An 18,111-nucleotide genomic window follows, 5' to 3' on the forward strand; every position below is an offset into this window, starting at 1 on the left:
TAAATGACATGCAAACGACATCCGCAGACCCCAAGGGATCGGCGCTGCACCTGGCCGCAGTTCCCCCGCTCGACCACACAAGGCAAGGACATCTCATCATGGATCTGAATCTGAAAGACCAGAAAGTCATCGTCACCGCCGGCGCCCAAGGTATCGGCCTGGCCATCACGGCCGCCTTCGTCGAGGCGGGCGCACACGTCCACATCTGTGACGTCAGCGAGGACTTCCTCGCCAGCGCGCGCGCACGCTTCGGCCACGCCCCGGTCAGCTACAGCCGCACCGACGTCAGCAGCGAACGCGAGGTGGACGCCATGTTCGCCGACCTGGCGCAGCGCTGGGGCGGCAGGCTGGACGTGCTGGTCAACAATGCCGGCATCGCCGGCCCTACCTTGCCGGTGGAAGAAGTGGCACTGTCCGGCTGGGACCAGACCATTGCCGTCAATCTCACCGGCCCCTTCCTCTGCACCCGCCGCGCCGTGCCCCTGCTCAAGAAGAACGGCGGCGGCGCCATCGTCAACATCTCCTCTGTCGCTGGGCGGCTGGGCTTTGCGCTGCGCACGCCCTACTCGGCTTCCAAATATGGCGTCATCGGGCTGACCGAGACCTGGGCCATCGAACTGGGGCCGTCCCACATCCGCGTCAACGCCGTGCTGCCGGGCATCGTCGAGGGCGCGCGGCAGGAACGTATCGTCGCCGCCAAGGCCGCCGCCTATGGCATCGGGCATGAAGAGATGCGCCAGCGCTTGCTGTCCAGGGTCTCGCTGCGCAAGATGGTCACGGCCGAGGACATCGCCAACCAGGTCATCTTCCTCTGTTCCCCTGCAGGCGCGAGCATCAGCGGTCAAAGCCTGTCGGTGTGCGGCAATGTCGAAGTGCTGGGTTGATCGCCCGTCCAGGCCAACAGGAAAACCAGCGCAACACCCCATCCCATCCCCCTACAACTACCCATATCAAAGGAGCACACAGCATGGCCCAGTCGCGAAAAGTCATCATCACCTGCGCCGTCACCGGCGCCATCCATACGCCCTCGATGTCCCCCTATCTGCCGGTGACGCCCGAGCAGATCCGCGACGAAGCCCTGGCCGCCGCCGAAGCAGGCGCGGCCATCGTCCACCTGCACGCACGTGATCCCGGCAACGGCAAACCTACGCAGGACCCCGAGGCATTCCGCAAATTCCTGCCGCAGATCAAGGCCCGCTCCAACGTGGTGATCAATCTCACCACCGGCGGCGCCCCTACCATGGGCGTGGAAGAACGACTGCAGCCGGCCTTGCAGTTGAAGCCCGAGGTGGCCTCGCTGAACATGGGCTCGATGAACTTCGGGCTGTATGAAATGCTCAACCGCTTCAAGGACTTCAAGTACGACTGGGAACAACCCTACCTGGCCGGCTCGGACGACCGCATCTTCCGCAACACCTTCAAGGACATCGCCTACATCCTGGAATCCTGCAGCGCCAACCAGACCCGCTTCGAGATCGAGTGCTACGACATCGGCCATCTCTACACGGCGGCGCATTTCATCGATCGCGGGCTGATCAAGCCGCCCTTCCTGATCCAGTCGGTGTTCGGCCTGCGCGGCGGCATCGGCAATGATGTGGAAGACGTCATGCACATGAAGCGCACCGCCGACCGCCTGTTCGGCCAGGACTACTTCTGGTCGGTACTGGGCGCCGGGCGCGGCCAGATTCCGATTGCCACGATGGCCGCCGCCATGGGCGGCCATACCCGCGTGGGGCTGGAGGATTCGCTCTGGGACGGCCCCGGCAAGCTGGCCAGGAGCAATGCCGACCAGGTGCGCCGCATCCGCACCGTGATCGAAGCGCTCTCGCTGGACGTGGCCAGCCCCGACGAGGCCCGCGCCATGCTCAAACTCAAGGGCGGCGACCAGGTCGGTTTCTGAGCGGGCGCTGCCCTGGCCACGCCGGAGCCGCAAGGGTCTCCGGCTGGCTGCCCCTCCTTGCTGCAATGACAAGCTGGCCGGCCATCGGGTGCCTGGCGTTCCGATACGCTACAATCCCCCATCTTCAGGCCTACCGGCCAGCCTCCCAGACATTGCAATGAAACAATATCAAGACCTGATCCAGGACGTGCTCGAGAACGGCTCCTGGCAAGACAACCGCACCGGCATCCGCACCCTGAGCATCCCTGGCGCGATGATGCGCTTCGACCTGCAGAAGGGTTTTCCGGCAGTGACCACCAAACGCCTGGCCTTCAAGTCGGTGGTGGGCGAGCTGTGCGGCTTCCTGCGCGCCACCCGCAGCGCGGCTGACTTCCGCGCGCTGGGCTGCAAGGTCTGGGACCAGAACGCCAATGAAAACGCCGACTGGCTGGCCAATCCCTTCCGCAGCGGCACCGATGACCTGGGTCCGGTCTACGGTGTGCAATGGCGGCAATGGCCGGCCTACAAACTGATCGACGCTGCCCACACTGCGCAGATCGAGGCTGCCCGCAGCAAGGGCTTTGCCATCGTGTCTTCGCTGCAGGACGAGGGCGTGGAGAAGGTATTGCTCTACAAGGCCGTCGACCAGTTGCGCGAATGCCTGGACACCATCGTCAACAATCCCGGCAGCCGCCGCATCCTCTTCCATGGCTGGAACTGCGCCGTGCTCGACGAGATCGCCCTGCCGGCCTGCCATCTGCTGTACCAGTTCCTGCCCAACCAGAGCACCGGCGAGATCTCGCTCTGCCTGTACGTGCGCAGCAATGACATCGGCCTGGGCACGCCCTTCAACCTGGCCGAAGGCGCGGCGCTGCTGCATCTGGTGGCGCGCCTGACCGGTTACAAGCCGCGCTGGTTCAGCTACTTCGTGGGTGACGCCCATATCTACGAAAACCATATCGACATGGTCAAGGAGCAGTTGACGCGCGCGCCCTACCCGCTGCCGCAACTGGAGATCGCCGACCGCGTGCCCGAATTCGCCCGCACCGGGCGCTACGAACCGCAGTGGCTGGAACTGGTCGAGCCTTCCGACTTCTCGCTGGTGAACTACCAGCACCATGCACCGCTGACCGCGCCCATGGCGGTCTGAGCCCCTGTGCAAGCCAGGCTGGCCGCGCGCCAGCCGGCCTGTGCGCCTCCCTGGAGACATGCATGCACACCCCTACCCCACTGATGCAACGACTGGGCCTGGCCTATCCCATCATCCAGGCGCCGATGGCTGGCAGCTCCACCGTGGTCATGGCCGCCGCCGCCTCCAATGCCGGTGCACTGGGTTCGCTGGCGCTGGGCGCGTCCAACGCCGAGCAGGCCCGCGAGGCGCTGGCGCAGTTGCAGGCGCTCACCGAAAAACCCTACAACGTCAATGTCTTCTGTCACCAGCCCGCCGTGCTGGACAGCGAGCGCGACCGCGCCTGGCTGGCCCATCTGCAACCGCTGCTGGACGAGTTCGGCGGTCGTATCGCCGCGCCCTTGAAGGAAATCTACCAAAGCTTCAACACCGACACGCAGATGCAGCAGGTGGTGCTGGAGCATGGGCCTGCCGTGGTCAGCTTCCACTTCGGTCTGCCGCCTGCTGACGTGATCGCCTCGCTCAGGCAGGCTGGAATATTGCTCATGGCCACCGCGACCAATCTGGACGAAGCGCGCCAGATCGAGGCTGCCGGGCTGGACGCCATCGTCGCCCAGGGCTTCGAGGCGGGCGGACATCGCGGCATCTTCGACCAAGACAAGGATGAACAGATCGGCACTTTCGCGCTGCTGCGCCTGCTGGTGCAGCACACCCGGCTGCCCGTGATCGCGGCCGGCGGCATCATGGATGGCCAGGGCATTGCGGCCGCGCTGCAACTGGGTGCGCAGGCGGTGCAGATGGGCACGGCCTTCCTGTTGACGCGCGAATCAAACGCCAATGCGTCCTACCGCGCCCTGCTCAAGAGTCCGCGCGCGCAGCATACGCGCGTCACCGCAGCCATCTCGGGCCGGCCCGCGCGCGGCATCGTCAACCGCTTCATGGAAGAAATCGATACACCCGCCGCGCCGCCTATCCCGGCCTATCCGGCCGCCTATGACGCCGGCAAGCAACTGCATGCGCTGGCTGCGGCCAGAGACGTGCATGAGTTCGGCGCGCACTGGGCCGGCCAGGGCGCGGCACTCATCCGCGATGGCTATACGGTGGGGGAACTGGTGCACCTGCTGGTGCAGGAGTGGCAAGCCCAGCAGGCCTGAGCATTAACCTGAGGAGCAGCCTGAGGCGGCGCCTGGTCAGGAAACGCTGCTAACGCCCGAATCGCTAGGCGCCTGGGTATTATCCTGCCAGCCACCGCCCAGCGCCTTGTACAGCGAGACGGTCGCCTGCAAACGCTGCAGCTTGATCTGGCCCAACTGGTTCTGGGCTTCGGACAGGTTGCGCTGGGTGTCCAGCACCACCAGCAGGTCCTCGGCTCCGGCGCGATAGCGGATCTCGGCCAGCTCGAAGGCGAAACGGGCCTGGTCCACTTCACCTACCTTCAGGCGGTAGCGCTCTTCCAGGCTGCGGATCGCACCCAGCGCCTTTTCCACTTCGGACAGCGAGGTGATGACGCGCTGCCGGTAGACCTGCACCAGCTCTTCCTTCTGCGCGATGGCCAGGTCACGCTGGCCGCGCAGCTTGCCGCCGTCGAAGATGGGGGCGATCAATCCCGCGCCCAGGTTGGCGAACAGGTTGGGGCCATCGAACAGGGATAGCAAGGCACTGCTCTGCGCGCCGGTCGAACCGGTCAGAGTGATGCTGGGAAACAGCGCCGCACGCGCCACGGCCACGTTGGCATTGGCGGCCGCCAGGCTGGCTTCGGCGCGGCGGATATCCGGGCGGCGGGTCAGCAGTTCCGAGGGCAGGCCGGCGGAGATGCGCGGCATCTGGATGCGCGCCAGGCCTTTTTCTTCCACCTTGAAATTCTGCGGCGGGCGGCCCAGCAGGATGGCCAGCGCCGTCTGGGCGTCCTGTTCCTGCTGCTGCAGGTCGGGGATGAGCTGGCGCTGGTTGGCCAGGGCCGACCGCTGCCGCGCCAGGTCCAGCGGCGAAGCCGAACCGGCGCGGCTTTGCGCCTCGACCAGGCGCAAGACGCGCTCGGCATTCTGGACGTTCTGGCGCGCAATCGCCAGACGGTCGCGCAGCGACAGCACCTGCAGGTAGGTGGAGACAATGCCGCTGGTGACCGTCAGGGCGACCGTCTCGCGGTCGTAACGGTTGGCGCGCAAGGTGGCCTCGGCAGCTTCGAGGCCGGCCCGGTTCTTGCCCCAGAAATCGATCTCGTAGCTGACCTGCAGGCTGGCGTTGGCCGTGTTGGTGGGCGTGCCCCCAGAGATGGGAATCTCGCGTGCAGCGCCAGCATTGATGCCGGCGCTGGGCAAGAGCGGTGCACCGGCGATGCGGGCCTGGGCTTCCGCTTGCTTCACGCGTGAATAGGCGGCGGCGATCTCGTAGTTGTTGCGCTGCCCTTCTTCCACCAGTTCAGACAGCTCATTGCTGCCAAACTGCTTCCACCAGTCGGTATCGGGCCAGAGCTGTTCGGCGCGGGCGACATCGGCCGAGGCGCCGCCGCCCCATTTGTCGGGCACCTGCATTTCCAGGACGGGATCGGTCTGCACTTCGCGCATGGCGCAACCGCCGACGGCCAGCACCAGCGCGGCCGCCAGCGCCACGCGGGTGAACGCAGGCAACATAATGGGACTAACGGGGCCAATGGGGCAATGGGGGGAACGACTCGATCTCATGGGGCTGGTGCATCCAAACAGGGGACAGGAGGCCGCCCTGGCGGCAGGGCCTCTACTCTACATCAAGCAAGGTCCGATACGGCGTTCACTGGCGCGCAGCGGGTGCAGCCGTGCTGGCCGCCGGATTGGCCGGCAGCAGCACCTGCTCGCCTTCCTTCAGACCCGACAAGACCTGGGCGCGCTCGTTATCGCGGATGCCGATCTTGATCTTGCGGGTTTCCAGCTTGCCATCGGCGAGCACTACCTTCACGGTCTGGGTGCCATCCATGCCCGGCTTGGTCACCAGCGTGCGCGGAATGGTCGGCACATGCTCGGCGCGCGCCAGCACGAAATAGACATCGGCGCTCATGCCGCTCATCAGTTCACGGCTGGGATTGGCCACATCGAAGAACACCGTGTAGAAGGCCTTCTTGCCCTGGCGGCCGGAGTCGTCGGTGGGCAGCAGCATGATCTGGCGCAACTTGCCGCTCCAGCGCTTGCCGGGATAGCCGGGGGTGGTGAAATAGGCGGTCATGCCCTTCTGCAGGCGGGTCACGTCTTCCTCGGCCACCGGCACCTGCACGGTCATGCGCGACAGATCGGCGATGCGCATGAGGGCCTCCTGGTTGGCGGCCACCATCTGGCCGGGACGCGCATTCAGGGTCACGATGGTGCCGCTGACCGGCGCTTCGATGCGGGTCTGCTTCTGCACCGCCTCGTCCTCGCGGATGGCTGCCTCGGTCTGCTGGATCTGGGCATTGGTGGCGTCGACCCGGGCCGCTGCCGCATACATGTTCATGCGGCTGGACTCATAGGATTCTTCGCGGGTGGCGTTCTCGGCCTTCAACTGGGTCTGGCGCTGGAATTGCAGCTGGGCGAAATCGAGCTGGGCATTCTGCCCGGCCAGCTCGGCCTTCAGGCGCGCCAGCGTGGCGCGGTTGTTCTCGATGCGGCTGCTCTGCACTGCCGGGGCGACGGTGGCCAGGAGCTTGCCTGCCTTGACGGCTTCGCCCACCACCACGTCTACGTCGGAAATCTGCCCGGCCACCTTGGACCCCACATCCACATAATCCTGGGCCACCACATTGCCGGTCGCGTTGACGACCTGCTCCAAGTCGGCGCGCTCCACGGTGACCGTCTCCAGCTTGACCGGAATCGGCTTGGGCGCGGGCGGCGGCGGTTGCTGCCGCGAATACAGCCAGTAACCGCCGCCCAGCACGATCACCAAGGCCGCGCTGCTCCACCAGGCCTTCTGTCGGGTCGGGGCATGCGTGGTGGGGACGATATGTGGAAGCGGGTCGTGCGGCTCGGTCATGATGGCTCGCGGCAAACGATACAAAAAACGGTACGAATCACGGAATACGAAAAATCATCCCAGAAAATGATGACGGCCGGATGTCCCCGGCCGTCACAGCATTGCCCGCCCCCTCAGGCGGCCAGTGCTTGCGGTACTTGCTGGCCCAGCGCGGCGCGCCAGTCCGGATGGATCTCCGGCGCACCACTCCAGACCGCCTGGTGCAGCTGGGACAGCAAACCCGGTTCTTCCAGGATGCTGTTCTTCTGCTTGTCGCTGAGTGCGTCCGGTCCTTCCTTGAGCGCGGTGCGCACCAGCTTCTCGCGCAGGTGCTGGGTGAACTGCGGCGCCTGGGGATGGGCATGGGCGGTGGCGCATACCAGCGCATTGAAGGAGGGATCGACCACAGCCTCGACGAAGCCCGGCAGCGGCGGCGTTTCCTGCAACAGGCGCACGGTCTCGCGCAGCTCGAACGGTGGCGAGGTCTCTTCGGGGATCTTGAACAGACCGGCCCGGCGGAAGCCGCGTCCATACGTCACCCGCGAGGACAGCACCGACACCGGTACCGACACCGCCAGCGAACCGGCGATGGGGATCAGCCACCAGATGAAGGAAGGATTGAGCCAGTACACCAGCGCGCCCCAGGCCACGCCCAGCAGCGAATGCCAGCCATGGCGGCGCATGGCCTCGCCCCAACCGGTTTCGTTGTCGGCCCGCGGGGGCGACTTCCAGCCGGCATTCCAGCCCAGGAAAGCACCCAGCACAAAGCGGGTATGGAAGAGCATGCGCACCGGCGCCAGCACCATGGAGAACAGCAGTTCGATCACCATGCTCAGGAACAGCGCCAGCGCGCCGCCGAATCCACGCGCGCCCTTCACCGCAAAGAGCAGCACGGCCAGGATCTTGGGCAGGAAGAGGATGGTGGCCGTGGCCGACACCAGCGCCAGGGCCTTTTCGGGATGCCATTCCGGCCAGATCGGGAAGAGCTGGCGCGGCGAGGTGAAATACTGCGGATCGATCAGCGTATGGGCCGCCAGCAGCACCGTGGAGAGGATCAGGAACAGCCCCCACAACGGCGCCGACACATAGGCCATCACGCCGGTGACGAACACGGCGCGATGCACGACGTGCATGCCGCGCGCCAGGAACAGGCGGAAGTTCATCAGGTTGCCCTGGCACCAGCGGCGGTCGCGGCTCAACTCGTCGAGCAGGTTGGGCGGCATCTCTTCATAGCTGCCGTCGAGGTCGTAGGCGATCCACACCGACCAGCCGGCGCGGCGCATCAGTGACGCCTCGACGAAGTCGTGCGACATGATGGGCCCCGACAGGTTGCCCTTGCCCGGCAGCGGCGCCAGGGCGCAGTGCTTCATGAAGGGCTGCAGGCGGATGATGGCGTTGTGGCCCCAGAAGTGTGACTCGCCCAGTTGCCAGTAGTGCAGGCCGGCCGTAAACAGCGGACCGTACACGCGGGTGGAGAACTGCTGGATGCGGGCATACAGCGTATCCCGGCCCGCTGCGCGGGGTGCGGTCTGGATGATGCCGGCGCCCGGATGGGCTTCCATCAGGCGGGTCAGCTTGGTGAGGCATTCGCCGGTCATGACGCTGTCGGCGTCCAGCACCACCATGTAGCGGTAGTCGGCGCCCCAGCGGCGGCAGAAGTCATCCAGATTGCCGCTCTTGCGCTTGACGCGACGGCGGCGATGGCGATAGAAGATGCGCCCGAAGCCGCCGGTCTCGCGGCACAGGCGATTCCACGCGGCGGTTTCGGCTGCGCAGATGTCGGCCTCGCCGCTGTCGCTCAGGATGAAGAAGTCGAAATGCTGGATCTGGCCGGTGCGTTCCAGCGACTCGTAGGTCGCCCGCAGGCCCGCGAAGACCCGCGCCACATCCTCGTTGCAGATAGGCATGACGATGGCGGTGCGCGCCTCGGGGGCGATCTCGGTGTTGCCGGCCTTCTCGTGCGAGATCAGGTATTTGTCATCACCCCGCATGAGGACCAGGAACCCGGTCATGGCCGTCCAGAAGCCCGCCGACACCCACAGGAACAGCAGCCCGAACAGGAACAGCACCACCATCTCCAGCGGCTTGGTGCCGTGATACGGCAGCACGTCGCTCATGAAGTAGGTGGCCATGGAGGTCTGCAGCACCATCAGGATCAACAGCGTGATACGGCGCACATTGCCCGTATGCTGCCAATGGCCCTTGGGATCGGGCGCCTCGGACTGCTCCAGGTGATCTTCGATGTAGCGCGGTTCGTCGTCCACCGGCGGGGGCGCTTCCACTACCTTGGCGCGGCCCTTGCGGGCGCGCCGCCAGCGGCTGGGACGGCGTTCCAGGCGGCGGTTTTCTTCTTCCACCCAGCGCGAGAACGGATTGAGCTCGCCCCAGGGACGCGGCACCATGGACTTGCGATGCATGGGCGGCCCCACCGGAATGCGCGGCTGGCCGCGTTCCTGGCCGATCGGTGGCACGGGGGCGCCTTGCACTGTCAGTGCAGCCTGCGCAGCGGGGACGGCAGAGGGCGTGGCAGCCGGATAGAGCAGGCGCAGGCGCGCATCGACCGAGGCTTGCGCAGCGGGGCCGGCCTGGGTACCGCCAAGGCCAGCGGCCTCGGCCAGCACGCGGTGCAGATCGGCCACCGGATCACCGGAGCCGATCGCCCCCGCCCGCGCTGCCAGGTCCTGGCGTTGCTCAGGCGACAGCGGCAAGCGCGCGAGATAGTCGTCGAGCGCCTGCGAAGCTGCCGAAGTCTGCCTTAGTTGGGGGGTAATATGTAGCTCCACGTTTCAGACAAGGTTGTGCCGCCATTGGCGTTGCGCAGGAAACCGCGCAGCTCGACAGGCTTGTTTTCTTCAGTCCGGCGCAGCTTGACTTCTACGCGCCAGCCGCCGGTCGCTTCATTCTTGCGGGTGGTCACGCTGGCCAGCTTGCCATTGGCATCGGCCTCGACCACCCCTTCCACACGCGCATTGGCGGGCAGTTTCTTGAGGTTGCCGCCGTCGAAGTCGATCGACAGCTGCTGCACATCATCGGCCTTGCCTTCCTGCTTGGGCCGGTAGCCGTGACCGAACAGGGTCTGGGTGACATAGGCCAGGGGCGGACGCTTTTCATTGTCCTTCTGCCACGACAGCCGGTATTCCACGTTGAACGGCTGGCCCGGCTTGGGCAGCGTATTGGGAATCCAGTAGGCCACGATATTGTCGTTGGTCTCGTCGGGCGTGGGAATCTGCACCAGCTCTACGCGCCCCGAACCCCACTTGCCCTTGGGCTCGACCCAGGCGCTGGGACGGGCCTGGTAGTTGTAGTCCAGGTCTTCGTAGTGCGAGAAGCTGCGATCACGCTGCATCAGGCCAAAGCCCAGCGGATTGTCGAAAGAGAACGAGGTCACCAGCAGGCGCTTGGGGTTCACCAGCGGACGCCACAGCCATTCGCCCGTGCCCGACTGCATGGCCAGGCCATCCGAATCATGCACTTCCGGACGGAAGTCATCGGCCGGACCGGGCTGGTTCTCGCCAAAGAGGAACATGCTGGTCAGCGGGGCGATGCCCAGCTTGGTCACGTTGCTGCGCAGGTAGAGCTGGGCCTTGACGTCCATGACCGTATCGGCGCCGGGCTTCAACACGAAGCGGTAGGCCCCAGTGGCGCGTGGCGAATCCAGCAGCGCGTAGATCACCAGTTCCTTCGATTCGGCGGAGGGACGCTCCAGCCAGAATTCGGTAAAGCGCGGGAATTCCTCGCCCGAATAGAGCGCGGTATCGATGGCCAGGCCGCGTGCCGACAGGCCGTAGCTTTGGCCCTTGCCGAGGGCGCGGAAGTAGCTGGCGCCGTGGAAGGTCAGCACATCATCCTTGACCTTGGCCGAATTGACCGGGAAACGCACCCGAAAACCGGCAAAACCGAGGTTGCGCAGGCTGCGCGGATCGACGCTGCGGGTGGCGCTGTAGTCGAACAGTGCGGGATTGAAATGGATCTCGCGCACCGCATCGCCGACCACTTCATTGACCTTGATCGGCTCGGTATAGCTGGCGCCGAGGTGGATGAAGGACAGCTCGAAGGGCAGCTTCTGGGCGCGCCAGTACGACTTGTCGTCGCGGAAATAGATCTGGCTGGCCTGTTCGTAGCTCAGGTCCTTGAGGGACTTGGGCAAGTCATCGGAGGGTTTCTTGTAGGATTTGCCGGCCAGCGCCTTGGCGCGTGCGGCCACTGTATTGAAATCGAACGCCAGGGCGGCCTGCGGCAGCGCCAGGGCCAGCAAGCCCGCAAGGGTTGCCGGAACGGCAAGCCGACGCCACCAGGATGATCGTACGGCGCTGCGCTCGCACAAAGGTGCGTGGGCAGGCCTGGAGGTGGTGTGAAGCAGCATTATTGTTTTGTCTGACATGCAATTTTCTGGTTGAGTGCCTTCCGCTGGCGCAGAGGCTGCAGCGCCGGCCCGGAAAGCAGGCGCTAGTTTACCCAAATGTCGTGGGGAGTGTTCGTATAGATGGGAGGTTCCACATCAAAGTGCAAGCTTGATGGTCAGCAAGCTACCCTCGCCCACCCAAGTGCCGCCTGCTCGCAGGAGCACGGTTTCAGGTATAAAGGCAGGCGCAGGTGCAGAAAGTTCCGTGGCGCAGCATGGCTGCTGTAACATTATGCGCCTGAAGACACGCTCGCCGGCCCCTGCGCTGGCCGGCTCCGACCCATCCCAGGCAAGACAGCATCCGCATGACCACCTCCTCCGGCCAGCTCACCCTCATCGTCGCCACCGACCTCAACAACGGCATCGGCATCAACAACACCCTGCCCTGGCGGCTGCCGGAAGACCTGGCGCACTTCAAGCGCACCACCTCGGGCCATGCCATCCTGATGGGGCGCAAGACCTTCGATTCCATCGGCCGTCCGCTGCCCAACCGTCGCAACATCGTCATCACCCGCAATGCCGGCTGGCAACATGAAGGAGTGGAAACGGCAGGCTCCTTGCAAGCCGCCGCCGCCCTCTGCGCCGGCGCGCCGGCCTTCATCATCGGCGGCGCGCAGATCTATGCCGAGGCGCTGCCCCTGGCCGATCGCCTCATCATTACCCGCATTGCCCAGGCCTTCGACTGCGACGCCTTCTTCCCGGCGCTGGACGAGCAGGTCTGGCAGGAAACCGCGCGCGAAGAACACCACTCCGAAACTTCCGGATTGGACTACGCTTTTGTGACATACGAAAGACGTTGAAAGCAGGTCGCGGGCAAGCTGTTGTTTTTTCCCGTTTTTGCGTAAACTGCGCACCTCTTTAGCGCAGTTGGCGCGCACGTTGCGCGCATATCTGCGACAATCCCGCTTTCATTTTTCCGGCGCGCAAGCACTGCCAGCCCAGGCGCTTTTCTTTTCACCCCCTGCGCGCGCCCGCCTACCCGGCACCAGCGCGCGCGAAGCCTGGAGAATTCCATGAAATTCCGATTCCCCATCGTCATCATCGACGAAGACTTCCGCTCCGAAAACACCTCGGGCCTGGGCATCCGCGCCCTGGCCGACGCCATCGAAGCCGAAGGCATGGAAGTGCTGGGCGTGACCAGCTACGGCGACCTGGCCCAGTTCGCCCAGCAGCAATCGCGCGCCTCGGCCTTCATCCTCTCCATCGACGACGAGGAAATGGGCGCGGGTTCCGACGAAGAGACCGACCACGCCCTCAAGGCCCTGCGCGCCTTCGTGCGCGAAATCCGTCACAAGAACGCCGACATCCCCATCTACCTCTACGGTGAAACCCGCACCTCGCGCCACATCCCCAACGATGTGCTGCGCGAACTGCACGGCTTCATCCACATGTTCGAAGACACCCCGGAGTTCGTGGCCCGCCACATCATCCGCGAAGCCAAGTCCTACCTGGACGGCCTGGCGCCGCCGTTCTTCCGCGCCCTGGTCGATTACGCCCAGGACGGTTCCTATTCCTGGCACTGCCCCGGCCACTCCGGCGGCGTGGCCTTCCTGAAGTCGCCCGTGGGCCAGATGTTCCACCAGTTCTTCGGCGAACGCATGCTGCGCGCCGACGTCTGCAACGCCGTGGAAGAACTGGGCCAGCTGCTGGACCACACCGGCCCGGTGGCCAACTCGGAACGCAATGCGGCGCGCATCTTCAATGCCGACCACTGCTACTTCGTCACCAACGGCACCTCGACCTCCAACAAGATGGTCTGGCACTCGACAGTCGCCCCCGGCGACATCGTCGTGGTGGACCGCAACTGCCACAAGTCCATCCTGCACTCCATCATCATGACCGGCGCGATCCCCGTGTTCCTGATGCCCACGCGCAACCATCTGGGCATCATCGGCCCGATCCCGCTGGAAGAGTTCACCCTGGAAAGCATCCAGAAAAAGATCGAAGCCAACCCCTTCGCCCGCGAAGCCAAGAACAAGAAGCCGCGCATCCTGACCATCACGCAGTCGACCTACGACGGCGTGGTCTACAACGTCGAAACCCTGAAGGACATGCTCGACGGCGAGATCGAGACCCTGCACTTCGACGAAGCCTGGCTGCCGCACGCCACCTTCCACGACTTCTACAAGGACATGCACGCCATCGGCAAGGACCGTCCGCGCGCCAAGAAGTCGCTGATCTTCTCGACCCAATCGACCCACAAGCTGCTGGCCGGCCTGTCGCAGGCCTCGCAGATCCTGGTGCGCGAATCGGAAACCGTGAAGCTGGACGAGGACGCCTTCAACGAAGCCTTCCTGATGCACACCTCGACCTCGCCGCAATACTCCATCATCGCCTCCTGCGACGTCGCAGCCGCCATGATGGAAGCGCCGGGCGGCACGGCGCTGGTGGAAGAAAGCATCCTGGAGGCGCTGGACTTCCGTCGCGCCATGAAGAAGATCGACCAGGAATTCGGCGATGAGTGGTGGTTCCAGGTCTGGGGCCCCAACAGCTTTGCCGCCGACGGCATCGGTGAGCGCGAAGACTGGGTCATCAAGGCCGAGGACGACTGGCACGGGTTCGGCAATCTGGCCCCGGGCTTCAACATGCTGGACCCGATCAAGGCCACCATCGTCAACCCCGGCCTGGCCCTCAACGGCCAGTTCGGCGAGACCGGCATCCCGGCCTCCATCGTGACCAAGTACCTGGCCGAGCACGGCGTGATCGTGGAGAAGTGCGGCCTGTATTCCTTCTTCATCATGTTCACCATCGGCATTACCAAGGGCCGCTGGAACACCCTGGTGACGGCGCTGCAGCAGTTCAAGGACGACTACGACAAGAACCAGCCGATCTGGCGCATCCTGCCCGAGTTCGCCCAGCGCAATCCGCGCTACGAGCGCCTGGGCCTGCGCGACCTGTGCCAGCAGATCCACGAGACCTACCGCGCCTACGACGTGGCTCGCCTGACCACCGAGATGTATCTCTCGGACATGCAGCCGGCCATGAAGCCCTCGGACGCCTTCTCCAAGATGGCGCACCGCGAGATCGAGCGCGTCCCCCTGGACGAACTGGAAGGCCGCGTTACCTCGATCCTGCTGACCCCCTATCCGCCGGGCATTCCCCTGCTGATCCCGGGCGAGATCTTCAACAAGACCATCGTCGACTACCTGAAGTTTGCGCGTGATTTCAACGAGAAATTCCCCGGCTTCGAAACCGACGTGCATGGCCTGGTCAAGCGTGAAGTCAACGGCCGCCGCGATTACTTCGTGGATTGCGTCAAGCAGTAAGCCTCAGCGCTGCATGTAAAAAAACAGCCGATGCCTGCGAGGGCAGCGGCTGTTTTGTTTTTGCGCCGTCAGAAAGTGCCGAGATAGAAGAATCCCGCCAAGGCCCCGCCGAACAACAACCACAGCGGATGAATCTTGGTCTTCAACGCGATGATGGCCGTCGCCGCCGTGATCGCCGCCAGGAAGCCATGGGTGATGGAAGCCTGCGTGATCAAGAGCGCCGAGGCCGCCACCAGCCCGCCTGTCACCGGCAGCAGGCCAGCCTGCACATGCCGCCGCCAGGGCTTGTCCTTGAACCTTTCCCAGACGTGCAACATGATGATGGTGATGATGGAAGACGGCCCGAACTTGGCCAGGCTGGTCACCAGCATTCCCCAGAAGCCCGCCACATGCCAGCCCACCAGCGTGACCACCATCAGGTTGGGACCGGGTGCAGCCTGGCCCAGCGCAAACAGCGCACTGAAATCCTCGGCGCTCATCCACTGGTGGACTTCCACCACCTGGCGCTGCATCTCCGGCAGGATGGTATTGCCGCCACCGAAGGCCAACACCGACAACTGCGTGAAGATGATGGCCAATGCGATCAGGGTCTGGCTCATTGCGCGCCCTCCTTCTTGCCCTCATCCTGCACGGGCACACTCTGCGGCTTGGCCGCAAAGCGCTCGCCGTAGCGGGCGGTGAGGACCACGCTGATGGGCGTCATCACCAGCATCACCCACAGCAAGGGGATGCGCAGCAAGGCGATGGCGATAAAACAGATCACCGCAACACCGGCCAGCACCAGGTTCTTGCGCAAGGGCAGCGCGATCTTCACCGCCATCTGGATCAGCAGACCCGCAGCCGCCGCCGCCAGGCCGGCAAAGAGATGCTTGACGTTGGGATCATGCTGGAAGTGCTGGTAGATCATCCCCAAGAGGATCACCACCATGGAAGGCACGGCGATCAAGCCGGTAATGCCGGCCAGTGCGCCCTTCCAGCCGCGGAACTTCATGCCCAGCGCGACCGACAGATTGATGATGTTGCCCCCGGGCAGGAACTGGCACAGACCCAGCAGCTCGACGAATTCAGGATCAGTCAGCCATTTGCGGCGCTCGACGATCATGCGGTGCGCCAGCGGCAGCGCGCCGCCGAAGGCGGTCATGCCCAGGCCGAGAAAGCCCAGGAACAATTCTCTGGTAGTAGGGACAGGCCGCTCGGGGGCCAGGAGGTCAGGAGTGCTCATCATCATCTCGTGCAGGCGCGGCGTGATTGCCGCATGCATGAAAGGCTACTCTTGGGGAGGGTTTTTGTCTAATATATGTCAGACGCCCTATCCATATTATTACGATATGCCACCTTCCATCGACCTGCGCCTGTTGCGCTACTTCATCGCCGTGGCCGAAGAGGGCCACCTGACCAAGGCGGCCGAGCGCATCGGCATCCAGCAGCCGCCGCTGTCGCAGCAGATCCGGGTGCTGGAGCGCGAACTCGGCGTGACCCTCTTCAACCGCCTGCCGCGCGGCATGGAGCTCACCGACAGCGGCGCCGCCCTGCTCACCGATGCGCGCGCGCTGCTGGCGCAGCTCGATACGACGGTCGCCAGCGTACGCCGCATCGCCCAGGGCAAGATGGGGCGCATCGCCGTGGGTTTCACCGAATCGGCCTCGCTGCATCCCTTCGTGCACTCGGTCATCCGCGCCTTTCGCGCTGACGCGCCGGACGTGGCCATGACCGTCGAAGAGAGCAACACCAACGAACTGATCGAAGCGCTGCGCGGCAAGCGGCTGGACCTGGCCTTCGTGCGTTCCCCCGTGGGCGACTCGGGCGGGCTGACGATAGAGACCATGCTGGAAGAAGACATGGTCGCCGCCCTCCCCATCGATCATCCCCTGGTCGATGGCGGCAAGCGCAAGAGCATTGCCCTGCACGCCCTGGCCGAGGAATCCTTCATCATGACGCGCCGGCCCAACGGCCCCGGCCTGTACGACACCATCATCGCCGCCTGCCACGCCGCCGGCTTCTCGCCACAGGTGATCCAGGAGGCGCGCAAGAATCTCTCCACGCTTTCGCTGGTGGCCGCAGGCGTAGGGGTGACCGTGATCCCGGCGTCGATGACGCGGGTCAATGCGGAGGGGGTGGTGTATCTGAAGCTGACCGGCGCACCCGACCTGAAAGCGCCCTTGCACCTGGCTTACCGGACGGGCAGCATCAGCGGTGCGGCGCGGCTGATGCGCGAAGAGGCATTGAAATTGAGCGCGGGGCGCAAGCGGCAGAGCACGAGCGTACTCAAAGGACCATCGCGCATCCAGGACAATCCCAGGAAACGCTCCATCCCTTCGTAATACTTCCACATCGCAGACCAGAATCACCACCGGGGACAATAAGCAGCCTCTGATTGGCTATATTCCCGATCTCGTGGTGCCAGCCATGTTGGCTGGCGCTGGTGCGCATTCCCAGCTCATGGAGGCAGTATGAAGATCGACGAGAAACGAATCGTGCTCATCGCCGCTGGCGGCTTGTTTCTCTTCTTCGGGCTGATCAATATGTGGCCGCTTCCTATTGAACCCAGTCTATCCAACTCGCTCAAGCTCTACGGCAATTATCTTCTGGGACGCCCCACTCCGGTTTCCAGCCTGCTCGGACCAGTCGACATCGCTTGCGCAATCGGTCCCTATGACAGCTTCACGAGCACAAGATTTACCCAGGTACTGACGGCCAAGCAGCGAGCCAGCGCGGAAGAAGCGCTTGCACAGGTCAACGAGACCACTTCCGGCTCCAACAATCTGTTGCTGATCGGGCTGCGCGGCGACAAAGTCAGCGCCCTGTATCGTTCAAAATTTTTCTTCTTGCATGACAAGCGGGACGATGCGTCAACCGAGGGCTCGGATTGCGTGAGCGGCGCTGGAATGATGTGGGCGAAGAAAGTTCGGAAAATTATTGTTATCACGCTTAAAAATGGAGCATGAACATGCAGCCCAGTGTTATTCAGACTCTCGAAGATGAAAAAAAGAAATTTACACAAGAAGGCGACGCATACTTAAGAAAAAGATATCCCACCTTGTTTCCCGCTGAAAAAAACCTTTCGAATTTCGGGCACAACGACGCTATAGATGCCTTTCGTCACGCTTATGTGAGCGGCAGATTCGCGCAAGAGTACGGTCCAAACAGCTCATTCCTGATGGGTACGTATCACGAGCTTGACGATTGGAACAAAGGGCCAGAGCGACATATGGACTTTTGGAATAATGCCAAGGGAATCGAATATGCAGAAACTGCAAAAACACCTGAAGCGCTTGCTGACAGGATTGATCAAGGGATCAAGCGCGGAGAGCTTATAACAGCGCCGGGCAAAACTCCAACAGTTCAGACGAGCTACCCTGATGAGTCTAACGCCGAACCGCCCCAGCAACAGAGCAAAGCTCGCTTGAGAAGGTAGCGACGGAAAACAAGAAAGGTCGTGACCAAGTCAACGACGTAACGAGACACCTAAAATACCTCACCT

Annotated in this window: 15 protein-coding genes; 9 read left to right on the forward strand and 6 right to left on the reverse strand. The window is 63.9% G+C overall.

Annotated features, from left to right (window positions below):
• The first annotated feature begins 98 nt into the window (after positions 1-98).
• The 4 genes from BGK68_RS24680 (at position 99) to BGK68_RS24695 (ending at position 4,162) form a co-directional block, all read left to right on the forward strand.
• On the forward strand, positions 99-884 hold the full coding sequence (locus BGK68_RS24680) for an SDR family oxidoreductase (RefSeq protein WP_075259246.1): 786 nt from the start codon (positions 99-101) through the stop codon (positions 882-884).
• Between the two features lie 83 nt (positions 885-967).
• Positions 968-1,900 (forward strand): BKACE family enzyme, encoded by a 933-nt coding sequence (locus BGK68_RS24685; protein ID WP_075259247.1) that lies wholly within the window; start codon positions 968-970, stop codon positions 1,898-1,900.
• A 157-nt stretch (positions 1,901-2,057) separates the two neighbouring features.
• Positions 2,058-3,029: a thymidylate synthase gene (locus tag BGK68_RS24690; protein WP_075259248.1), complete on the forward strand. Its 972-nt coding sequence runs from the start codon at positions 2,058-2,060 to the stop codon at positions 3,027-3,029.
• 62 nt (positions 3,030-3,091) lie between these two features.
• Positions 3,092-4,162 (forward strand): NAD(P)H-dependent flavin oxidoreductase, encoded by a 1,071-nt coding sequence (locus BGK68_RS24695; RefSeq protein WP_075259249.1) that lies wholly within the window; start codon positions 3,092-3,094, stop codon positions 4,160-4,162.
• Between the two features lie 36 nt (positions 4,163-4,198).
• Here BGK68_RS24695 and BGK68_RS24700 read toward each other — a convergent pair whose 3' ends face one another.
• The 4 genes from BGK68_RS24700 to BGK68_RS24715 form a co-directional block, all read right to left on the reverse strand.
• Positions 4,199-5,638 (reverse strand): efflux transporter outer membrane subunit, encoded by a 1,440-nt coding sequence (locus tag BGK68_RS24700; protein ID WP_075259250.1) that lies wholly within the window; start codon positions 5,636-5,638, stop codon positions 4,199-4,201.
• A gap of 136 nt (positions 5,639-5,774) precedes the next feature.
• Positions 5,775-6,983, reverse strand: a complete 1,209-nt coding sequence (locus BGK68_RS24705) for an efflux RND transporter periplasmic adaptor subunit (protein ID WP_198937256.1) — start codon at positions 6,981-6,983, stop codon at positions 5,775-5,777.
• A 113-nt stretch (positions 6,984-7,096) separates the two neighbouring features.
• On the reverse strand, positions 7,097-9,745 hold the full coding sequence (mdoH, locus tag BGK68_RS24710; protein WP_075259251.1) for a glucans biosynthesis glucosyltransferase MdoH: 2,649 nt from the start codon (positions 9,743-9,745) through the stop codon (positions 7,097-7,099).
• On the reverse strand, positions 9,718-11,343 hold the full coding sequence (locus tag BGK68_RS24715) for a glucan biosynthesis protein G (RefSeq protein WP_075259252.1): 1,626 nt from the start codon (positions 11,341-11,343) through the stop codon (positions 9,718-9,720). Before BGK68_RS24715 ends, mdoH begins: the two co-directional genes overlap by 28 nt.
• 326 nt (positions 11,344-11,669) lie before the next feature.
• On the opposite strand from BGK68_RS24715, the gene BGK68_RS24720 reads away from it, so the two are divergent.
• Both BGK68_RS24720 and BGK68_RS24725 read left to right on the forward strand, forming a co-directional pair.
• Positions 11,670-12,164 carry a dihydrofolate reductase gene (locus tag BGK68_RS24720; protein WP_075259253.1) on the forward strand — a complete coding sequence of 165 codons (495 nt, stop codon included), beginning with the start codon at positions 11,670-11,672 and terminating at the stop codon, positions 12,162-12,164.
• Positions 12,165-12,377: 213 nt separating this feature from the next.
• On the forward strand, positions 12,378-14,630 hold the full coding sequence (locus BGK68_RS24725) for an arginine/lysine/ornithine decarboxylase (protein ID WP_075259254.1): 2,253 nt from the start codon (positions 12,378-12,380) through the stop codon (positions 14,628-14,630).
• Between the two features lie 68 nt (positions 14,631-14,698).
• On the opposite strand, the gene BGK68_RS24730 is transcribed toward BGK68_RS24725, so the two are convergent.
• Both BGK68_RS24730 and BGK68_RS24735 read right to left on the reverse strand, forming a co-directional pair.
• Positions 14,699-15,229, reverse strand: a complete 531-nt coding sequence (locus BGK68_RS24730) for a chromate transporter (RefSeq protein ID WP_075259255.1) — start codon at positions 15,227-15,229, stop codon at positions 14,699-14,701.
• Complete coding sequence (locus tag BGK68_RS24735; protein ID WP_075259993.1) at positions 15,226-15,858, reverse strand: chromate transporter; 633 nt, start codon at positions 15,856-15,858, stop codon at positions 15,226-15,228. The genes BGK68_RS24730 and BGK68_RS24735 overlap by 4 nt, the downstream gene beginning before the upstream one ends.
• 100 nt (positions 15,859-15,958) lie before the next feature.
• On the opposite strand from BGK68_RS24735, the gene BGK68_RS24740 reads away from it, so the two are divergent.
• The 3 genes from BGK68_RS24740 to BGK68_RS24750 all read left to right on the forward strand — a co-directional run bounded on the left by BGK68_RS24740 (position 15,959) and on the right by BGK68_RS24750 (position 18,045).
• Entirely contained in the window at positions 15,959-16,951 is a 993-nt protein-coding gene (locus BGK68_RS24740; RefSeq protein ID WP_075259256.1) for a LysR family transcriptional regulator, read from the forward strand.
• A gap of 129 nt (positions 16,952-17,080) precedes the next feature.
• Complete coding sequence (locus BGK68_RS24745; RefSeq protein ID WP_075259257.1) at positions 17,081-17,575, forward strand: hypothetical protein; 495 nt, start codon at positions 17,081-17,083, stop codon at positions 17,573-17,575.
• Complete coding sequence (locus tag BGK68_RS24750; protein WP_143433158.1) at positions 17,572-18,045, forward strand: DUF6973 domain-containing protein; 474 nt, start codon at positions 17,572-17,574, stop codon at positions 18,043-18,045. The genes BGK68_RS24745 and BGK68_RS24750 overlap by 4 nt, the downstream gene beginning before the upstream one ends.
• Positions 18,046-18,111: the final 66 nt, after the last annotated feature.

Origin of the sequence: Herbaspirillum camelliae (assembly GCF_001929405.1) — a bacterium.
GTDB classification, from domain to species: Bacteria; Pseudomonadota; Gammaproteobacteria; order Burkholderiales; family Burkholderiaceae_D; genus Herbaspirillum; species Herbaspirillum seropedicae.